The sequence below is a fragment of the Nocardiopsis sp. TSRI0078 genome (assembly GCF_001905145.1).
Lineage (GTDB): Bacteria > Actinomycetota > Actinomycetes > Streptosporangiales > Streptosporangiaceae > Nocardiopsis.
Genome location: NZ_LWLB01000032.1, coordinates 157563 through 172932 on the forward strand (window position 1 = coordinate 157563; position 15370 = coordinate 172932).

17 protein-coding genes are annotated in these 15370 nt (G+C 73.7%); 13 read left to right on the top strand and 4 right to left on the bottom strand.

Features of this window, described 5'->3' with window-relative positions; all coding sequences use genetic code 11:
* Positions 1-55 precede the first annotated feature (55 nt).
* The gene (locus A6A08_RS17750) at positions 56-430 is read left to right on the top strand and encodes an FKBP-type peptidyl-prolyl cis-trans isomerase (protein WP_073703730.1); all 375 of its coding nucleotides are present in this window, start codon (positions 56-58) and stop codon (positions 428-430) included.
* A 134-nt stretch (positions 431-564) separates the two neighbouring features.
* Here A6A08_RS17750 and A6A08_RS17755 read toward each other — a convergent pair whose 3' ends face one another.
* Positions 565-1740 (bottom strand): acyl-CoA dehydrogenase family protein, encoded by a 1176-nt coding sequence (locus A6A08_RS17755; protein ID WP_073703731.1) that lies wholly within the window; start codon positions 1738-1740, stop codon positions 565-567.
* Positions 1741-1998: 258 nt separating this feature from the next.
* Here A6A08_RS17755 and A6A08_RS17760 point away from each other — a divergent pair, with 258 nt between their 5' ends.
* Positions 1999-2634, top strand: coding sequence for a TetR/AcrR family transcriptional regulator (locus tag A6A08_RS17760; RefSeq protein WP_073703732.1), 636 nt, complete (start codon positions 1999-2001; stop codon positions 2632-2634).
* On the opposite strand, the gene A6A08_RS17765 is transcribed toward A6A08_RS17760, so the two are convergent.
* Positions 2618-3199, bottom strand: coding sequence for a TetR/AcrR family transcriptional regulator (locus A6A08_RS17765; protein WP_073703733.1), 582 nt, complete (start codon positions 3197-3199; stop codon positions 2618-2620). The two genes, A6A08_RS17760 and A6A08_RS17765, sit on opposite strands and share 17 nt — an antisense overlap.
* Positions 3200-3262: 63 nt before the next feature.
* Between A6A08_RS17765 and A6A08_RS17770 the strand changes: the two genes are divergently transcribed.
* A complete protein-coding gene (locus tag A6A08_RS17770) occupies positions 3263-4450 on the top strand; it encodes an MFS transporter (RefSeq protein WP_073703734.1) in 1188 nt (395 codons plus the stop codon).
* Between the two features lie 191 nt (positions 4451-4641).
* Positions 4642-5085: a nitroreductase family deazaflavin-dependent oxidoreductase gene (locus tag A6A08_RS17775; RefSeq protein WP_073703990.1), complete on the top strand. Its 444-nt coding sequence runs from the start codon at positions 4642-4644 to the stop codon at positions 5083-5085.
* A 70-nt stretch (positions 5086-5155) separates the two neighbouring features.
* On the opposite strand, the gene A6A08_RS17780 is transcribed toward A6A08_RS17775, so the two are convergent.
* Complete coding sequence (locus A6A08_RS17780; RefSeq protein ID WP_073703735.1) at positions 5156-6511, bottom strand: MATE family efflux transporter; 1356 nt, start codon at positions 6509-6511, stop codon at positions 5156-5158.
* Between the two features lie 259 nt (positions 6512-6770).
* Between A6A08_RS17780 and A6A08_RS17785 the strand changes: the two genes are divergently transcribed.
* Positions 6771-7217, top strand: a complete 447-nt coding sequence (locus A6A08_RS17785; RefSeq protein WP_073703736.1) for a carboxymuconolactone decarboxylase family protein — start codon at positions 6771-6773, stop codon at positions 7215-7217.
* Between the two features lie 639 nt (positions 7218-7856).
* Here the strand turns inward: A6A08_RS17785 and A6A08_RS17790 are convergent.
* Complete coding sequence (locus A6A08_RS17790) at positions 7857-8369, bottom strand: hypothetical protein (RefSeq protein WP_073703737.1); 513 nt, start codon at positions 8367-8369, stop codon at positions 7857-7859.
* A 214-nt stretch (positions 8370-8583) separates the two neighbouring features.
* Between A6A08_RS17790 and A6A08_RS17795 the strand changes: the two genes are divergently transcribed.
* The 8 genes from A6A08_RS17795 (at position 8584) to A6A08_RS17830 (ending at position 15289) form a co-directional block, all read left to right on the top strand.
* Positions 8584-9108 carry a helix-turn-helix transcriptional regulator gene (locus tag A6A08_RS17795; protein WP_073703738.1) on the top strand — a complete coding sequence of 175 codons (525 nt, stop codon included), beginning with the start codon at positions 8584-8586 and terminating at the stop codon, positions 9106-9108.
* A gap of 22 nt (positions 9109-9130) precedes the next feature.
* Positions 9131-10204 carry a serine hydrolase gene (locus A6A08_RS17800; protein WP_073703739.1) on the top strand — a complete coding sequence of 358 codons (1074 nt, stop codon included), beginning with the start codon at positions 9131-9133 and terminating at the stop codon, positions 10202-10204.
* On the top strand, positions 10204-10590 hold the full coding sequence (locus tag A6A08_RS17805; RefSeq protein ID WP_073703740.1) for a hypothetical protein: 387 nt from the start codon (positions 10204-10206) through the stop codon (positions 10588-10590). The genes A6A08_RS17800 and A6A08_RS17805 overlap by 1 nt, the downstream gene beginning before the upstream one ends.
* A 260-nt stretch (positions 10591-10850) precedes the next feature.
* Positions 10851-12482, top strand: a complete 1632-nt coding sequence (locus A6A08_RS17810; protein WP_073703741.1) for a sensor histidine kinase KdpD — start codon at positions 10851-10853, stop codon at positions 12480-12482.
* 99 nt (positions 12483-12581) lie between these two features.
* Positions 12582-13055, top strand: coding sequence for a roadblock/LC7 domain-containing protein (locus tag A6A08_RS17815; RefSeq protein ID WP_338013133.1), 474 nt, complete (start codon positions 12582-12584; stop codon positions 13053-13055).
* Positions 13052-13411 carry a DUF742 domain-containing protein gene (locus tag A6A08_RS17820; RefSeq protein ID WP_073703743.1) on the top strand — a complete coding sequence of 120 codons (360 nt, stop codon included), beginning with the start codon at positions 13052-13054 and terminating at the stop codon, positions 13409-13411. The genes A6A08_RS17815 and A6A08_RS17820 overlap by 4 nt, the downstream gene beginning before the upstream one ends.
* On the top strand, positions 13392-14030 hold the full coding sequence (locus A6A08_RS17825) for an ATP/GTP-binding protein (RefSeq protein WP_073703744.1): 639 nt from the start codon (positions 13392-13394) through the stop codon (positions 14028-14030). The genes A6A08_RS17820 and A6A08_RS17825 overlap by 20 nt, the downstream gene beginning before the upstream one ends.
* Complete coding sequence (locus A6A08_RS17830) at positions 14027-15289, top strand: cytochrome P450 (RefSeq protein WP_073703745.1); 1263 nt, start codon at positions 14027-14029, stop codon at positions 15287-15289. Before A6A08_RS17825 ends, A6A08_RS17830 begins: the two co-directional genes overlap by 4 nt.
* Positions 15290-15370: the final 81 nt, after the last annotated feature.

Consider the following 15370-nt stretch of genomic DNA (forward strand, 5'->3'; position numbering starts at 1 on the left):
GCGCGCCGATACCCTGGGCCCCTCTGTTCCCATAGACGACACAAGGGGTACCACCATGGCGCTTGAGCGTCCGGAGATCGACTTCATCGAGGGACCGCCGCCCGCCGACCTGGAGGCCACCGACATCGAGATCGGCGAGGGCGCGCAGGCCGGCCACGGCAGCACCGTCGACGTCCACTACGTCGGTGTGGCCTTCTCCAGCGGCGAGGAGTTCGACGCCAGCTGGAACCGCGGCGCCCCGCTGAGCTTCCGCCTCGGAGCCGGCCAGGTCATCCCGGGCTGGGACCAGGGCGTCATGGGCATGCGCGTGGGCGGCCGCCGCAAGCTGGTCATCCCGCCGCACCTGGCCTACGGCGAGCGGGGCGCCCCCGGCGCCATCAAGCCGAACGAGACCCTGATCTTCGTCTGCGACCTGGTCGGCGTGCGCTAGGAAGCCTCCGCCGGCCTCCGCCGACGGGCCCTCTGCCCGGCCGTTCGGACACGCGGACGGCCGGACGGAAGGGCCGGGCACACGAAGGGGCCCGTGCCGCGCTCCCACGTGCGGACGGGCCCCTTCCCCCGCTCCTAGCCCAAGGTTGCGCCCACCTTCACGTGGCCCTTGAGCAGGTCGCGGGCGATCGTGCGGCGCTGGATCTCGTCCGTGCCCTCGAAGATGCGCAGCAGCCGCACGTCGCGGTAGAAGCGCTCGATGGGCAGCTCACGGGTGTAGCCCATGCCGCCGTGGATCTGCATGACGCGGTCGACGATCTCGTTGGCCTTCACACCGCCGAAGAGCTTGGCGATGGACTGCGCGTGCCGCGAGTCCTTGCCCGCCGACACCTGCCAGGCGGCGTGCAGCACCAGCAGGCGCAGCGCCTCGATCTCGGTCTGGGAGTCGGCGATCATCCACTGGATGGCCTGCCGGTCGGCGATGGGCGCGCCGAAGGTCTCGCGCGTGCGGGAGTACTCGATCGCCATGTCCAGCAGGCGCTCGCAGCCGCCGAGCGCGCGGGCGGGCAGCAGGTAGCGGCCCTTGCCGATCCACTTCATGGCCAGCTCGAAGCCGCGCCCCTCCTCGCCCAGGATGTTCTCGTGCGGTACGCGCACGTCCTGGAAGACCAGGGCTGCGGGGCGGCGCTCGCCCATGGTGTCGATGGGCTCGGAGGTCCAGCCGGCCTCGCGGTCGACCAGGAAGCAGGTCACGCCCCCGTTGGCGCCCTTCTCGGGGTCGGTGACGGCGAAGACCATGGTGAAGTCGGCCTCGTTGCCGCCGGTGATGAAGGTCTTCTCGCCGTTGATGACCCACTCGTCGCCGTCGCGGACCGCGCGGGTGCGGATGGCCTTGGCGTCGGAGCCCGCGCCGGGCTCGGTGATGGCGAAGCAGGAGCGGCGCTCACCGGCGATGGTGGGCAGGAGGTAGCGCTCCTTCTGCTCCTCGTTCGCGTAGTAGAGGATGTTGTCGGCCTCGCCGCCGAACTTGAAGGTCAGGAAGGTCCTGCCCAGCTCGATCTCGATGATCGCGGCGGTGACCGGGTCCAGGCCCATGCCGCCGTACTCCACGGGGGTCTCCACACCCCAGAAGTCGGACTTGCGGGCCAGCTCGCGCAGGCGGGTGCGCTCCTCGGTGTTGAGCCCGGGCGGGTGCCCCTCGCGCTCGCGGCGCAGCACCTCGTTCTCCAGCGGCATCAGTTCCCGCTCGACGAAGGTCCGCACCCAGTCGCGGACGGCGCGCTGCTCTTCGCTCAGTGAGAAATCGATCACGGCTGCCTCCCCAGTAACCTAACAGTGTTCGGTTAGTTGAGGGTACGGTGTTCGGGGCGGTGCGTGCAAGAGCGGGGTTCCGAGCAGGTGGGAGCGGGCGCGGGCGAGGCCGCGCGGGCCGGCGAGACGCCCGGGGCGCGGGCGGGGACGTGCGCGCGAAGGCCGCCAGGAGGCCGCGCACGGCGCACCGACGTGCGATGATCAGGCCGGACGCCGGAGGGACCGGCCGTCCGCCGCAGTGGAGAAGGGGATCCTTCCGTGGCCCGACCCAAGACGCCGATCCTGAGCAAACCGGCCATCCGCCAATCCGCGCTCGCGCTCATCGACCGGGCCGGGCTGGACGGACTGTCCATGCGCAAGCTCGCCCAGGAACTCGACGTCCAGGCGGCCTCCCTCTACAGCCACTACCGCACCAAGGAGGAGCTGCTCACCGACGTCGCCAACGAGGTCACCTCGCACATCGACGTCTCGGGGTTCGAGGGCGGCGACTGGCGCGAGGGGCTCACCGTCTGGGCCCGGTCCTACCGCGACGCCCTCACCGAGCACCCCCACCTGCTGCCGGTGGTCTCCTCCGGGCCCGGGCGCCGCGAGGAGGCGCTGCGCCGCGCCGACGCCGTGCACGGCGGCCTGGTGGGCGCCGGATGGCCGCCCCGCTACGCCACGATGATCGGCGCCTCCACCAAGTACCTGGTCGTGGGGGCCGCCACCAACTCCTTCGCGCGCGGCTTCGACGACGACGTGCGCGTCTACCGGGACCGCTATCCCAACCTGTCGCAGGCCCACCGCCTGCCCGAGCACGCCACCGAGATCGACGACGCGAGCTTCGAGCTGGCGCTGTCGGCCTTCCTGGACGGGCTCACCAACGTCTTCGACCGCGTCAGGGTCCGGGACTGAGCGAGGGGGAGTCGAGCCAGGCGCACAGCGCGTCCAGTGCGGCCTCGACCCGCTCACGGTCGCCCGTGGTGAGGTAGTCGGCCTCCAGGCCGGAGTAGGCCGCGTTGAGCAGGGTCGCCCGGGTCAGGGCCTCCTCGCCGGGGACCCCGCGCAGGCGCAGGCACCGGGCGACGAACTCGGCGCGCCCGCGTGCGAAGCCGGCGCGTGTGCTCAGGCGCCCGCCCGCGGTCAGGCCCTCGATCTCCAGCAGCAGACGCGTCATCTCCAGCTCCGGCCCCAGATGGCGCCGCCAGGAGTCGCGGACGATCGCGCTGACCGGCACCGACGGATCGTCCCAGCCCGGCGTGGCCCGCAGCGCCGCGTGCTGGCGCTCGTCCAACCGTTCCAGCACCGCCGTGACCAAGGCCTCCCTGTCCGCGAAGTGGTGGGTGAGCACGCGCGTGCTCCGGCCGAGGCCTTGGGCGACACCGCGCATCGTGAAACCGGACACGCCGGTGCGGGCCAGCTGGTCTATGACGGCGTCGACGACCGCGCGGCGCCGCTCGGGATCGGCTGGTCTAGGCACAACACCACCTCCGCCCCCACCCTGGCACGGTCAATAAGGGTAACAAGTGTTACCTTAACTCTCATGCGCCGTCCGATCTGGCTGTCCGCCCTGGCCCTGGCCGCCCTCGCCGTCCAGACCGACGACTTCGTCATCCTGGGCGTGCTGCCCGGGCTCGCCGCCGACCTGCGTGTCTCGGAGGCCGCCGCGGGCCAGCTGGTCACCGTGTACTCGCTGACCTACGCCCTGTCCGCACCGATCTGGGCGCTCCTGCTGTCCCGCGTGTCCGCGCGACGGGCCCTGATCCTCGCCCTCGCGGTGTTCACGGCCGCCAACCTGGCGGTCCCGGCCGCCGACGGCTGGACCCAGCTCGTCGCGCTGCGCGTGGCCGCCGCCCTGGCCGCCGCCGTGGTGATGCCCGCCGCGCTGGCCACGGCCGCGAACCAGGCGCCGCCCGGCTGCCGGGGGCGCTACCTCGCCACCGTGATGACCGGCCTCACCTGCGCCGTCCTGCTCGGCGTGCCCGCGGGTACCTGGGCCGGCGCGGTGCTGGGCTGGGAGGGGGCCTTCCTGCTCTGCGGTGTCCTCGGCGCGTCGGCCCTGGCCCTCATCGCCCGGACGTTTGCCTCCCGAGGCCCCGCTAGGGAAGGCGTCGCACCCGCCGACGTGCTGCGGCCCCTGGCCCAGGGGCCCGTCGCCGTCCTGCTGGCGGTCACCGTTCTGGCGGTGGCGGGCAACCTGGCCTTCCAGACCTATGTGGCACCTGTCCTGGCCGCGTTGGCCGGGGTCACCCCGCGCGTGCTCGCTCTGCTCCTGGTCTGTTCCGGTGCGGGCGGCCTGCTGGGGACCCGGACGGCCGGCCGCCTCGTTGACCGGCTCGGCCCGGTACGGGCTTTGGAACACACGCTCAGCGCCTTCTGCGCGACGATGTCGGCCTTGGCACTGCTGTGGCTGCTGAGGCCGGTCACGGTGGCGGTGGTCGCCGTCCTGCTGGTGTGCTGGTCGGCCGCCGCGTGGGCGGTGCCCCCCGTCCTCCAGGCGCTGATGCTCGACCGGGTGGGGGAGCGGGCCGCCACACAGGCGATGGCCGTCCAGAGCGCCTCGGTCCACGTCGGGGCCGCCTCGGGAGGGGCGCTCGGCGGCGGAGCCGTGGCCGTGGGAACGGGCCTGGTGCCGGTCGCCGCCGCGGTCCCGGCCGCCCTCGCCCTGCTCATCGTCCTCATGGCCGTTCACCGTGGGAGCGGGGCGGGGCGGGACACCGCTCACCGCTGAGCCTCCACGGGCGGGGCTGCTCCTGGAGCCGTCTCGCATCGTGGTGTACTCCAGCCGGCCGCCCCGGCCTGCGGCCCTTCGGGCGGGGCGTTCCGTCCGTCCGCCATGCCGCCCCGGTTCGTACTCCACAGGCGGCGGTGCGGGGAGTAGTGTCCTGTGGCGAGACGGGACACGACGATGGGATGGGTGACATGCCGCTCGAAGGTGAGTACGCACCGAACGCGATGGAGTGGGTGCGTAAGCAGGTCGAGCAGATCGAGAGCTCTGGCGGGACCGAGGGGATGACCCTGAAGGGCCGGCCCGTCATCCTGCTCACCACGCGTGGGGCCAGGACCGGCAAGCTGCGCAAGACGCCGCTGATGCGGGTGGAGCACGAGGGCCGCTACGCCGCCGTCGCCTCGCTCGGCGGCGCGCCCAAGCACCCCGTCTGGTACTACAACGCCCTCGCCCACCCGCACGTGGAGCTGCGGGACGGCACCGTGCGCAAGGACATGACGGCCCGTGAGGTCACGGGCGAGGAGAAGGCGCTGTGGTGGGAGCGCGCCGTGGCGGCGTTCCCCGACTACGCCGAGTACCAGAAGAAGACCGACCGCGAGATCCCGGTCTTCGTCCTGGAACCCGTCGACGAGCAGTGAGCCGTTCCGGGGCCGTCGGTCGGCCGGGCAGCACCGCGGACCCGGTCGGCCCTGCCGGGCTCCCGCGTCCTCAGACCCGCGCGGACAGCCGCCAGAACGCCAGGCCCTGCCCGGCCACCAGCCCCGTGGTCGCCACCGCGTACACGGTCCACACCGGCGCCAGCCCTCCGGCCCCGGCGACGGGTACCGCCACCAGGGCCAGCAGCCCGTAGCAGACCGCGAACGTGTACATCGACGGCCTGGCGTTCTTGAGGCCCAGCAGGCCCATACCGGGCAGCACCTGCACGGCGTCGGCCACGACCACCAGGAACAGCACGGGCAGCAGCGCGGTCACCGCAGCCGCCACCTCCGGGTCGTCGGTGAGCAGGCCGACGACCGTCCCCGAGGCGGCCCACACCAGCGCCGCGCTCACCGCGACCACCGGGACCACCACCAGGTAGCCCGCCAGGACGGAGCGGCGCACCCCGGCCCGGTCGCCCCTGCCGGCCGCGCGGGCGGTGAAGGGCACGGTGGACTGGCCGGTGGCCGTGGCCGCGAGGAACACGAAGGTGGCCACGACCAAGAGCAGCTGGTGGGCGGCGGCCTCGACGGAGCCGATCCGGGCCACCGCCAGCGCCAGGACGCCCATGGCGCCGAACTTGACCAACAGGGTGGAGCCGGTGGGCAGGCCCACCCGCGCGATCCGCCGGACACCCGCCCATCGGGGAGCGCCGAGCCCGACCGGCCATCCGCGCAGGACGGTCACGCGGCGCGCGACGTACAGCGACAGGCAGGCGGTGGCGCTCCCATGGGCCAGCACCGCCAGCCCGGCGCCGGGAAGGCCCATCGCGGGCACCGGGCCCGGCCCCAGCACGAGCGCGGGGACGAGGACGACCGCGAGGACGGCGGTGACCAGGCCCAGCGCCAGGACGGCGCGGTTGTGCCCGAGTCCGACGAGCAGCACTGTCACCGATGCCTGTACCGAGGCGACGACCACGTACAGGCCCATGAGCAGCGGATAGGGGCCGAGCGCGGCCAGGGTGGGGGCGGCCGCCCCGGCCGCCCGCCCCCACAGGGGCACGGTGGCGACCAGGAGGCCGCCGAGCGAGCCCAGGGCCAGGGCCAGCCACCGGCTGTCGCGGACCACCGGGGCGAGCTTCCCGGGATCCCCCTCGTTCTCGGCGACGAAGGGCACCGACCCGCGCAGCGCGCCCTGGACTACCATCAGCACCGGGTTGAACACCGCGATGACCAGGGCGTAGGCCGCGAGCTGCGCGGTTCCGGCATTGCCGAGGGCTCCCGCGGTGACCATGCCGCCCGCCATGGTGGCGAGCATGGACAGGTACAGCGGGCCCGCCTTGCCCGCGATCCTTCGGACCAGGGCACCCACGGTTCCGGTGGCGCCCACCGGTTCCGCGGTGCCTCCGGGGCTGGGGACGGTGGACATCGCTCTTCCTCCGGGAATCCTTCCTGGGCGCCGCAGAACCTAGCATTCCCGGACGACAATGGCGATACCGAAATCCGGGAAATCGCCTTTTCGCCATGCGGGGCCTTTCCCGAGGAGCCGGAGAACGTCCGGAAGCGGCCTTTCACCTCCGGTACGGATCCCGGGCCCTTCGGGAGTACGCCGCATTGGTAGCGTGGTCGTCCGAACCCCGGTTCCCGTACCGGGGCGGCGAAGGCGTCCGACGAGGAGGGCTGTCCCCGTGGCCGAAGAACGCGTGATCTGGGCGAAGAAACTTCCCGAGGTCTACGGAAAACTGGACGAAATCGACAAGATCATCGCCGGGCACCTCGACGCCGGTCTCCTGGAACTGGTCAAACTGCGCGCCTCGGTGCTCAACGGCTGCTCCTTCTGCGTCGACCTGCACACCCGGGTCGCCCTGGAGGAGGGGGAGACCCAGCAGCGGCTCTTCCTGGTCTCCGCATGGCGCGAGGCCGGCGAGGTCTTCACCGACGCCGAGCGGGCCGCCCTGGCGCTCACCGACGAGATCACCCGGCTGGGCGAGCACGGGGTGTCCGACGAGGCCTACGGCGCCGCCGCCGAGCACTTCGACGACGAGGCCCTGGCCGCGCTCATCACCGCCGCCTCGGTGATGAACCTCTACAACCGGCTGGCCATCTCCAGCCACGTGCACCCGCGCAAGCGCTGAACCCGGTGACGGGGGACACGGAGCACGTCCCCCGCGCCCCCGTCACGCCCGGGACCGCGCGCCCGCGCACACGGTGTGGCCCTCGGGGTCGCACCAGGGCTCCCGGCGAACCGGTCGCGGCCCCGGCTCTCCAGCGCCTTCACGACCTCCGGATACCCCGGGCCCCGGGCGGCATCCGGTACAGGCCCAGGACCGGGACCGCGTGGCGGACGACCGGCCCCGGTTCGGGCGGGACCGGCGCGTCGTCCCGGCGCCTCCACGTCGCCGAACACCGCCGCCACGCGGGCCCTCCCCGCGCACCCGCTCCGGGGCGGCGGCCGAGACGTCCAGCCACACGAACCGCCCCCGCGTCCCCGGGCACGGAGGTGGCCGAAGAAGCCGCCCGTGTCGCACCCCGCGTCAAGCGGGGACTCCCCCTCTCCCGCGCCGAGCGCGTCGGCGGCCTTTCGCACTCGCCCCGCCGCGGTGCCGGCTGTGCTCCTGAGGGGGCCGGACGCGCGTTCGGAGGGGATCGGGCGCGGCGTGGGCGCCCATCGGCATGCTCCTCCGGGGACTCGGGGAGGGTCCGGCCAAGCAGAACCGCCCCCGTCCTGGGAACGGAGGCGGTCTGGAGGGGCACTCGCGTCCCCGGCCCGCCGTCTACTGCGATTCGGTGGTCTGGTGCGATCCGCTGGTCTGCTCGGGCGAGCGCGTGGGATGGGGCGTCGCGTGGGAGGCCTCGTACCCGCTGCGGTAGGCGGCCTCGCCCTCCCGCGGGCGTTCGGTGTCCGCCGGCTCCCGGGAGGGCCAGCCCGCGGTCAGGCCGTAGATCACCAGGATGTCCACGGCGATGGCCACCATCGACCACAGCGGCATCGCCATGACGAAGCCCAGCTGGGCGATGGCGTTCGCCGCGGCGAGGACGAGGGCGAAGGCCCGGGCCCACGTGCTGTGGGACAGCACGGCCAGGCCGGCGACCACCAGGACCACGCCCCACAGGCCGAGCAGGACTCCCCAGGAGGTGTACTCCAGGAGGAGCACGTCCGCGCCCGTGGCGGCGTAGAAGACGGGGGTGAAGAACGCCACCAGCCCCTGGACGATGTTGACGGCACCGATGACGATCAGCAGCGTCGCGACGAAGAACTGCCAGCCGCCGGCTCCCTGCGCTCGCATGTCCGCTCCTTTCCGACCGCCCCTGTCCGGGACGCGGGAACGGCCGCTCGGGTCTCCCCTGCGGGTGCGCGGGCCGCGCACCCTGCCCCCATCATCGGATCCGGCGGGTCAGCGGCACCTCAGCGCCGTCTCCGGATCGGGCAAAGCTCCCGGAGCGCGGCCGCCAGGGAACGCTAGTACGTAATTACGTAAATACATGTATCGTGGAGGCGTGATGGAGAGAACGACGGAGGAGCGGCTGGCGGACCTGGAGGCGCGGGTCGCGGCCCTGGAGGCCGACGCGGACGAGCGGTTCTCGCGCGGCGGAGCCGCGGCGCGGCCGTCGGAGGACGCGTTCTTCGCGCTCAACGCCCTGCGGGAGCACGCCACCGGGCGCGGCGGCGTGGTCTTCGCCGGGATCGTCCGCGCAGAGGAGGGGGAGAGCGGGCTGGAGTGGCAGCAGGGACTGCCGGTCGAGCGCCTGGAGGGGGCCGACTGGTCCCGGTGCGCCGCCGGCCTCGACGCCCTGGGCAACCCCGTCCGCCTCCAGCTGCTGCACGCCGTCTGGAACGGCACCAGCACCGTCGCCGAACTGGCCGAGCGCTCCGACTTCGGCACCACCGGCCAGATCTACCACCACGTCAACCTGCTCGTCGCGGCCGGATGGCTCACCACCGTCCGGCGCGGACACTACGTCGTCCCCCCGGAACGCGTCGTCCCCCTGCTCGCCATCCTGACGGCGGCGGGCGGCGCGCCCTAGGAGGGGAGGGAGAGGGAATCCCGTGAGATCCAGAACACGGGCCGTCGCGGCCGCCTGCGCGGTGGCCGCCCTGGTCGTCGCCGTCGGGGTGGCCGTGCGGCCGCACACGCCGACCCTGTCCGCCGAGGAGGCCGGGGACCCGGGGCTCCTCGACCGGGCACGGCCACTGCTGGCCGGGGCCGCCCACGACCGGGTCAGCGTTATCGAGATCGACGGTGACCGGAGCCGCCACGCCCACTTCGGCGCGGACGAGCACACCGGTTACGAGATCGGGTCGGTGACCAAGACCATGACCGGTGCGCTGCTCGCCGACGCGATCGGGCGGGGCGAGGTCACCGAGGACACCCGGCTCGGCGAGCTCGTCGGCCTGGACGGCGCCCCGGCCGCCGACGCCACCCTGGCCGAGCTGTCCAGCCACCGCTCCGGCCTGCCCAAGCTGCCCGGCCGCCTGACCGACCACATCACCTCGTTGGTGGCCTCCAACCTGGGCCGCGACCCGTATCCGTACGACTACGACACCCTGGTCGCGCAGGTCGCCGCGGCGGAGCTGTCCGACCGCGGCGAGTCCCACTACTCCAACATGGGCACGGCGGTCCTGGGCCACGCCCTGGCCAACGCCGCCGGGACCGACTACGCCACCCTGGTGCGGGAACGGCTGCTCGACCCGCTGGGGATGGACGAGACGACCCTGCCCGACTCCCGGGACGACCTGCCCGAGGACGCGACCGTGGGCTACACCGACCGCGGACGCCTGGCCGAGCCCTGGCTGGCCCATGCCTACGCACCCGCGGGCGGGGTCCGCTCCACCCCCGCCGACATGGAGCGCTACGTCCGCGCCCTGCTGGAGGGCGCCGCCCCCGGCATGGCGGCCCTGGAGCCGCGTTGGGACGACGGGCAGGGCGGCCGGATCGGCTTCGCGTGGGTCGTGCAGGAGCACGGCGGCACCGAGGTCACCTGGCACAACGGCGGCACCGGTGGGTTCGCCGCCATGGTCGCCCTGGACCGGGAGGGCGGCCGGGCCGTGCTCGCCTTCGGCAACACCACCACCGGCCTGGAGCCGCTGGCCCTGGAGCTGCTCACGGGGGAGGACTCCTGATGGACCTGGTCCCCTACGCCGTGGGGGTGTTCCTCAACGGCGTCTGCGCCCTGAGCGCGTCGGACACCCTCCTGCGGGCCCGGCGGAACGGGGGGCGGTACCGGCTCCTGGACCGCTGGGACGTGCTGGCCAGGCTGTCCGGCACGTTCTTCTACCTGCTGATCGCCCTGCTCATGACCTCGTGGGCGGTCTTTCCCGTGGCGGTGTGGTACCTGGACGTGGCCCTGGCGGCGGCCGCCGCCGCGGGCGCGGTGCTGCGCCTGCCGGGGCTGCCCGCGCGGGCGGCGGACCAGGGCGCGGCCACGAGGCGGGTCTCCGCGGTCGGCACGCTGGTGTTCCTCGCGGCGGCCGTCACCGCGCTCCTCGTTCTCGGCGTCTTCGACTGAGGGGAAATGATGGGCGAAAAGCGTTGGATGCAAGGAATGTCAGAATCCAGAAACGCCGATGCGCCATCTTTCCCGGCGGGGCCGGAGGTATTCCTGGCCAGAAAGTCCACGTGCCTTTCCCATGTGGTCTACGGTGAATTCCGTCCGCCTTCGAATACCCCGAGGGATATCCGGGTGGACCTCCCCTGCCCGGAGACCGGGCGACGGGGTCGGGAGCCGCCCCGCCCCCTTCGCACGATTGCCCCGCGAGGACTCCTCCCATGTCAGTACACGCGTCCGGCAGCACACGGCACGGCCCCCGCCCCGGACAACAGGCCCTGGTCGCGCTCCTCCTCGTGACCGCCCTGGCGGCCCCCGCCTGGTCGTGGGCGGTGATCACCGCACCCGCCGACGCGCGCCAGAGCGTGGCCCTCTTCGCCGGGACGGCCGGAATCGCCCTGTGCGCGGCCGTGGCCGTCGCCGCCCACCAGGCCGCGGTCGCCCGCGCGGCCCGCGACCACGGCACCCGGGCCGACACCACCGCCGAGACGCTCGAACGCGAGACGGCCCACCTGGTCGACCGGATCCTGCCCGCCCTGGCCGAGGGCGTCCGCGAGGGCGTCCCCGCGCGCGAGGTCCTCGCCCGCCACCCCCAGCCCTCCCACGCCTGGCTGCACCGGCTCGCCCACGCCGTCGGCGCCGAACTCGACGCCGTCGAGGCCCGCGCCGCCCACGACCGTGCCCGCCGCGCCGACCTGGAGGACCAGGTCGCCGACCTGGACCGCTCCGGGCTGGCGCTCATGGTCACCCGCGTCCGCGAGGACCGTCTCGGCGCCGCCGAGGCACTCCAAGGCGAACTCCCGCCCGTGGACGACGCGCTCGCCCGGCTGCGACGGCACGTCCTGGAGGAACTGCTGGCGTCCGCGCGCCGCTCCGCCGCGGCCATGGAGGCCGCCTCCGCCTCCGGCGCCCGCGTCCAGGCCCACCTGACCGCCCTGCTGGCCAGGCTCCGCGAACTCCAGGACCGCTACGGCGACGCCCCCGGCATCTTCGGCGACCTGCTCGACATCGACCACGGGGTGTCGCGCACCGGCCGCCTCGCCGACGGCTTCGTCATCCTGGCCGGGGGCCGCTCGGGCCGCCGCTGGACCCGCCCCATCGTCATGGAGAGCATCCTGCGCGGCGCCATGGGCCGGATCAGCGCCTACCGCCGCGTGCGCCTGCACAACACCAGCACCGCCGCCATCGCCGGATACGCCGCCGAGGGCGTCATGCAGGCCCTGGCCGAACTCATGGACAACGCCGCCAACTTCTCCGCCCACGGCACCGAGGTCCACGTCTACGTCCAGGAGGAGGACACCGGCCTGACCATCACCGTGGAGGACGGCGGCCTGGGCATGCGCGTGCGCGAGCGCAGGCTGGCCGAGAGCCTGGTCACCCACCCGCGCGACCTGTCCACCCTGCGCGGGACCCGCATGGGCCTGGCGATCGTGGGCCGCCTCGCCGACAAGTACGGGCTCAGCGTCAGCTTCCGGCCCTCGGCGCACGGCGGTGTCGGCGTCGTCGTCCTCGTCCCGCCCCACCTGGTCACCGACTCCCGGCCCGCGCCCGCCGGGCCCGGCGCCGCCCGCCACTCCGGGCGGCACCCCCGCCACACCGGGCAGCGCCCCCGCGACGCCGAGGACGCCGTCCACGGCCCGGCGGTGGACGCCGACCCGGCCGCTCCCGCGCGCCTCGCCTCCGGGCTGCCCCGGCGGCGGCGCGGACAGACCCTCGCGGCGGCGCTGCGGGAGGAACCGCGCCAGCTCTCCCAGCAGCCCGCGCACAGGCCCGGAACCGGCGACCCCGGCACCAGGTTCGCGGCCTTTCGCGACGCGGGCGGCACCGGTGGCGCCCCGTCCGGGGCGCGGTGACACCCGTCCCACCGCCCCGGCCGCACCGGACCCGCCGGCCGCCCGACACGACGAAGAGCCCAACACGCCGAAGGGAAGAGCGAAGGCCCGATGGAGACCATGGACACCAGTCTCGACTGGCTTCTGGAGAACCTGCGCCACAGGACACCGGGCATCCGCCACGTCCTCGTCCTGTCCAGGGACGGACTCAAGATGTGCCACACCAGCGAACTGCACGTGGACCGCGCCGACCAGCTCGCCGCGATCTGCGCGGGCATCCAGAGCCTGTCCCTGAGCGCCTCCGCCGAGTTCGGGGACGGCGGCGGGGCGGGCCAGGCCATGGCCGAGTTCGGCGGCGGGGTCCTGCTCATCATCGGGGCGGGAGAGGGCGCCCACCTGGCGGTCGTCACCGACCACGACGCCGACGTCGGAGTCGTGGGCCACAACATGAACGAACTCGTCGAGCAGATCGGCGGCTTCCTGACGGCGGCGCCGCGCCGGATCGACCCGGCCGGTCCGACCGGCCGGACCGGCGGAAGCGGTCGGGGCGAGTGGGCCGAGCGGGCCGAAGCGGGCGCCGAACGGACGCGATGAACCACGGACCTCTCCAGCGGGAGTCCCCGGACCGCCTCTACACCGTGACCGGAGGGCGCGGCGGCGCCGACGCCCGTGCGCTCGACTCGGTCACCCTCATCGTCTCCGAGTGCGAGCCCGTGCCCGGAATGCAGTCCGAGCACGCCGCGATCCTGCGGACGTGCGTGTTCCCGACCGCCGTGGTGGAGGTCTCCGCGGAACTCGGACTGCCCGTCAGCGTCGTGCGGATCCTCCTGCTCGACCTGCTGGACGCGGGCCGGGTGGCGGCCCGCCACCCCGCCTCCTCGGTCCAGCGTGCCGAGGGACACGACCCCGAGACCCTGAAGCAGGTGCTCCTTGCCCTCCAACGCCTCTGAACGGCGGGCCGTGCCGGTCCGGGCCCCGCTCGCCACGACGGCCGACAACGCCCTCAAGATCGTCGTCGTCGGCGGCTTCGGCGTCGGAAAGACCACCCTGGTCGGCTCCGTCAGCGAGATGCGCCCGCTGAGCACCGAGGAGGTCATGACCCAGGCCGGCGCGGGCGTCGACGACATCAGCGCGGTCCGAGACAAGCGCACCACCACCGCGGCCTTCGACTTCGGGCGCATCACCATCGACGAGCGGCGCGTGCTCTACCTCTTCGGCGCCCCGGGCCAGAAGCGGTTCTGGTTCCTGTGGAACCAACTGTTCACGGGCAGCCTCGGCGCGGTCGTCCTCGTCGACACCGACCGCGTCCGCGACTCCTGGTACGCCATCGACCGGCTCGAACACCACCGCACTCCCTTCGTCGTCGCGGTGAACCGCTTCGGTCCCGGACCCGGCCTCGCCGAGGTGCGCCGGGCCCTCGACGTCTCCGACCGGGTCCCCCTGGTGGACTGCGACGCCCGCAGCCGCGAGTCCAGCCGCGACGTCCTGGTCACCCTCGTCCAGCACGTGTCCGGACCCGTGCACGGGTCCGCGCCCACGTCCGCATCCACTCCCGAGGACACGCCGTGAACGACACCCCGGGCCTGACGGAGACCGCCGCTCCGCCCAGCAGCGGTCCACCGCTTCCCGACCACGCCGAGGCCGTCCGCTTCTACGGCCCCGAGATCGCCCGCGATCCCGCCGGGCTCTACGAGGAGCTGCGCAGGTGCTTCGGCCCGGTCGCGCCCATCCTGCTGGACGGGGACGTCCCCGCCTGGTTCGTGCTGGGCTACCGGGAACTGCACCACGTCACCAGCAGGCCCGAGTGGTTCGCCCGGGACTGCCGCCGCTGGAACCAGTGGGACGCCGTCCCCGAGGACTGGCCGCTCCTGCCCTACGTGATGTGGACGCCCTCGGTCATGTTCACCGAGGGGGTCGAGCACCAGCGCCGCGCCGGGGCGATCGGCGACGCCCTGGACGCCATCGACCGCACCGACCTCAGGGCCCTGTGCCAGCAGGTCGCCGACGGGCTCATCGACACCTTCTCCGCCGAGGGCGGGGCCGACCTGATCGGCCAGTACGCGCACCACATCCCCGCCGGTGTGGTCGCCCGCCTGTACGGCATCCCGGAGGAGGAGGTCCCGGCCATGGTGCGCGACATCCTGCTGTCGCTCGACGTCACCGCCGACGCGGGCGGGGCCCACCAGCGCCTCCACACCCGGCTGGGGGACCTGGTCGCCCAGCGCCGCCGCGCGCCCCGCGACGACGTGCCCTCCCGGCTCCTGCTGCACCCGGCGGGCCTGGCCGACGCCGAGGTGGTCATCGACCTCCTCGTCATCCTCGCCGCGGCCCAGGCGCCCACCGGCAACTGGATCGGCAACACCCTGCGACTGATGCTGGTCGACGACCAGTTCTCGCTCACCCTGCAGGGGGGACGCGGCAGTTCCGGCGAGGCCCTCAACGAGGTGCTGTGGAAGAACACCCCCACCCAGAACTTCATCGGCAGGTGGGCGGCGCAGACCTGTGAGCTGGGCGGGCGCCGTATCCACCGCGGGGACCTGCTCGTCCTGGGACTGTCGGCGGCCAACTCCGACCCCCGCCTGCACGCCGGGGTCCCCGACGTCTACGGCAGCAACCGGGCGCAGATGTCCTTCGGGCACGGCGAGCACGGATGCCCCTTCCCCGCGCCGGAGATGGCGACGACGATCGCCCGCACGGCCGTGGAGAGCCTGCTGGACCGGCTGCCGGACGTGCGGATGGCGGTTCCGCCGGACCGGCTGGAGTGGCGGCCGTCGGTGTGGATGCGCGGGTTGTTCGAACTGCCGGTGCGGTTCACGCCGGGAAGGTAGCGCACGGGGTGGCGCGACGGGAGGAGGTGTCCCCCCGCCGCGCACCGCGGACCCGGCGGCCCGGCGGCCCGGCCGAGCCGG

What these genes read in the sequence shown, in the direction of transcription:
- A6A08_RS17795 (WP_073703738.1), top strand. Translation starts at nt 8,584, where the DNA reads ATGGAGAGAACGACGGAGGAGCGGCTGGCGGACCTGGAGGCGCGGGTC.
- A6A08_RS17780 (WP_073703735.1), bottom strand. Translation starts at nt 6,511, where the DNA reads ATGTCCACCGTCCCCAGCCCCGGAGGCACCGCGGAACCGGTGGGCGCC.
- A6A08_RS17790 (WP_073703737.1), bottom strand. Translation starts at nt 8,369, where the DNA reads ATGCGAGCGCAGGGAGCCGGCGGCTGGCAGTTCTTCGTCGCGACGCTG.
- A6A08_RS17775 (WP_073703990.1), top strand. Translation starts at nt 4,642, where the DNA reads ATGCCGCTCGAAGGTGAGTACGCACCGAACGCGATGGAGTGGGTGCGT.
- A6A08_RS17820 (WP_073703743.1), top strand. Translation starts at nt 13,052, where the DNA reads ATGAACCACGGACCTCTCCAGCGGGAGTCCCCGGACCGCCTCTACACC.
- A6A08_RS17805 (WP_073703740.1), top strand. Translation starts at nt 10,204, where the DNA reads ATGGACCTGGTCCCCTACGCCGTGGGGGTGTTCCTCAACGGCGTCTGC.
- A6A08_RS17750 (WP_073703730.1), top strand. Translation starts at nt 56, where the DNA reads ATGGCGCTTGAGCGTCCGGAGATCGACTTCATCGAGGGACCGCCGCCC.
- A6A08_RS17810 (WP_073703741.1), top strand. Translation starts at nt 10,851, where the DNA reads ATGTCAGTACACGCGTCCGGCAGCACACGGCACGGCCCCCGCCCCGGA.
- A6A08_RS17815 (WP_338013133.1), top strand. Translation starts at nt 12,582, where the DNA reads ATGGACACCAGTCTCGACTGGCTTCTGGAGAACCTGCGCCACAGGACA.
- A6A08_RS17770 (WP_073703734.1), top strand. Translation starts at nt 3,263, where the DNA reads ATGCGCCGTCCGATCTGGCTGTCCGCCCTGGCCCTGGCCGCCCTCGCC.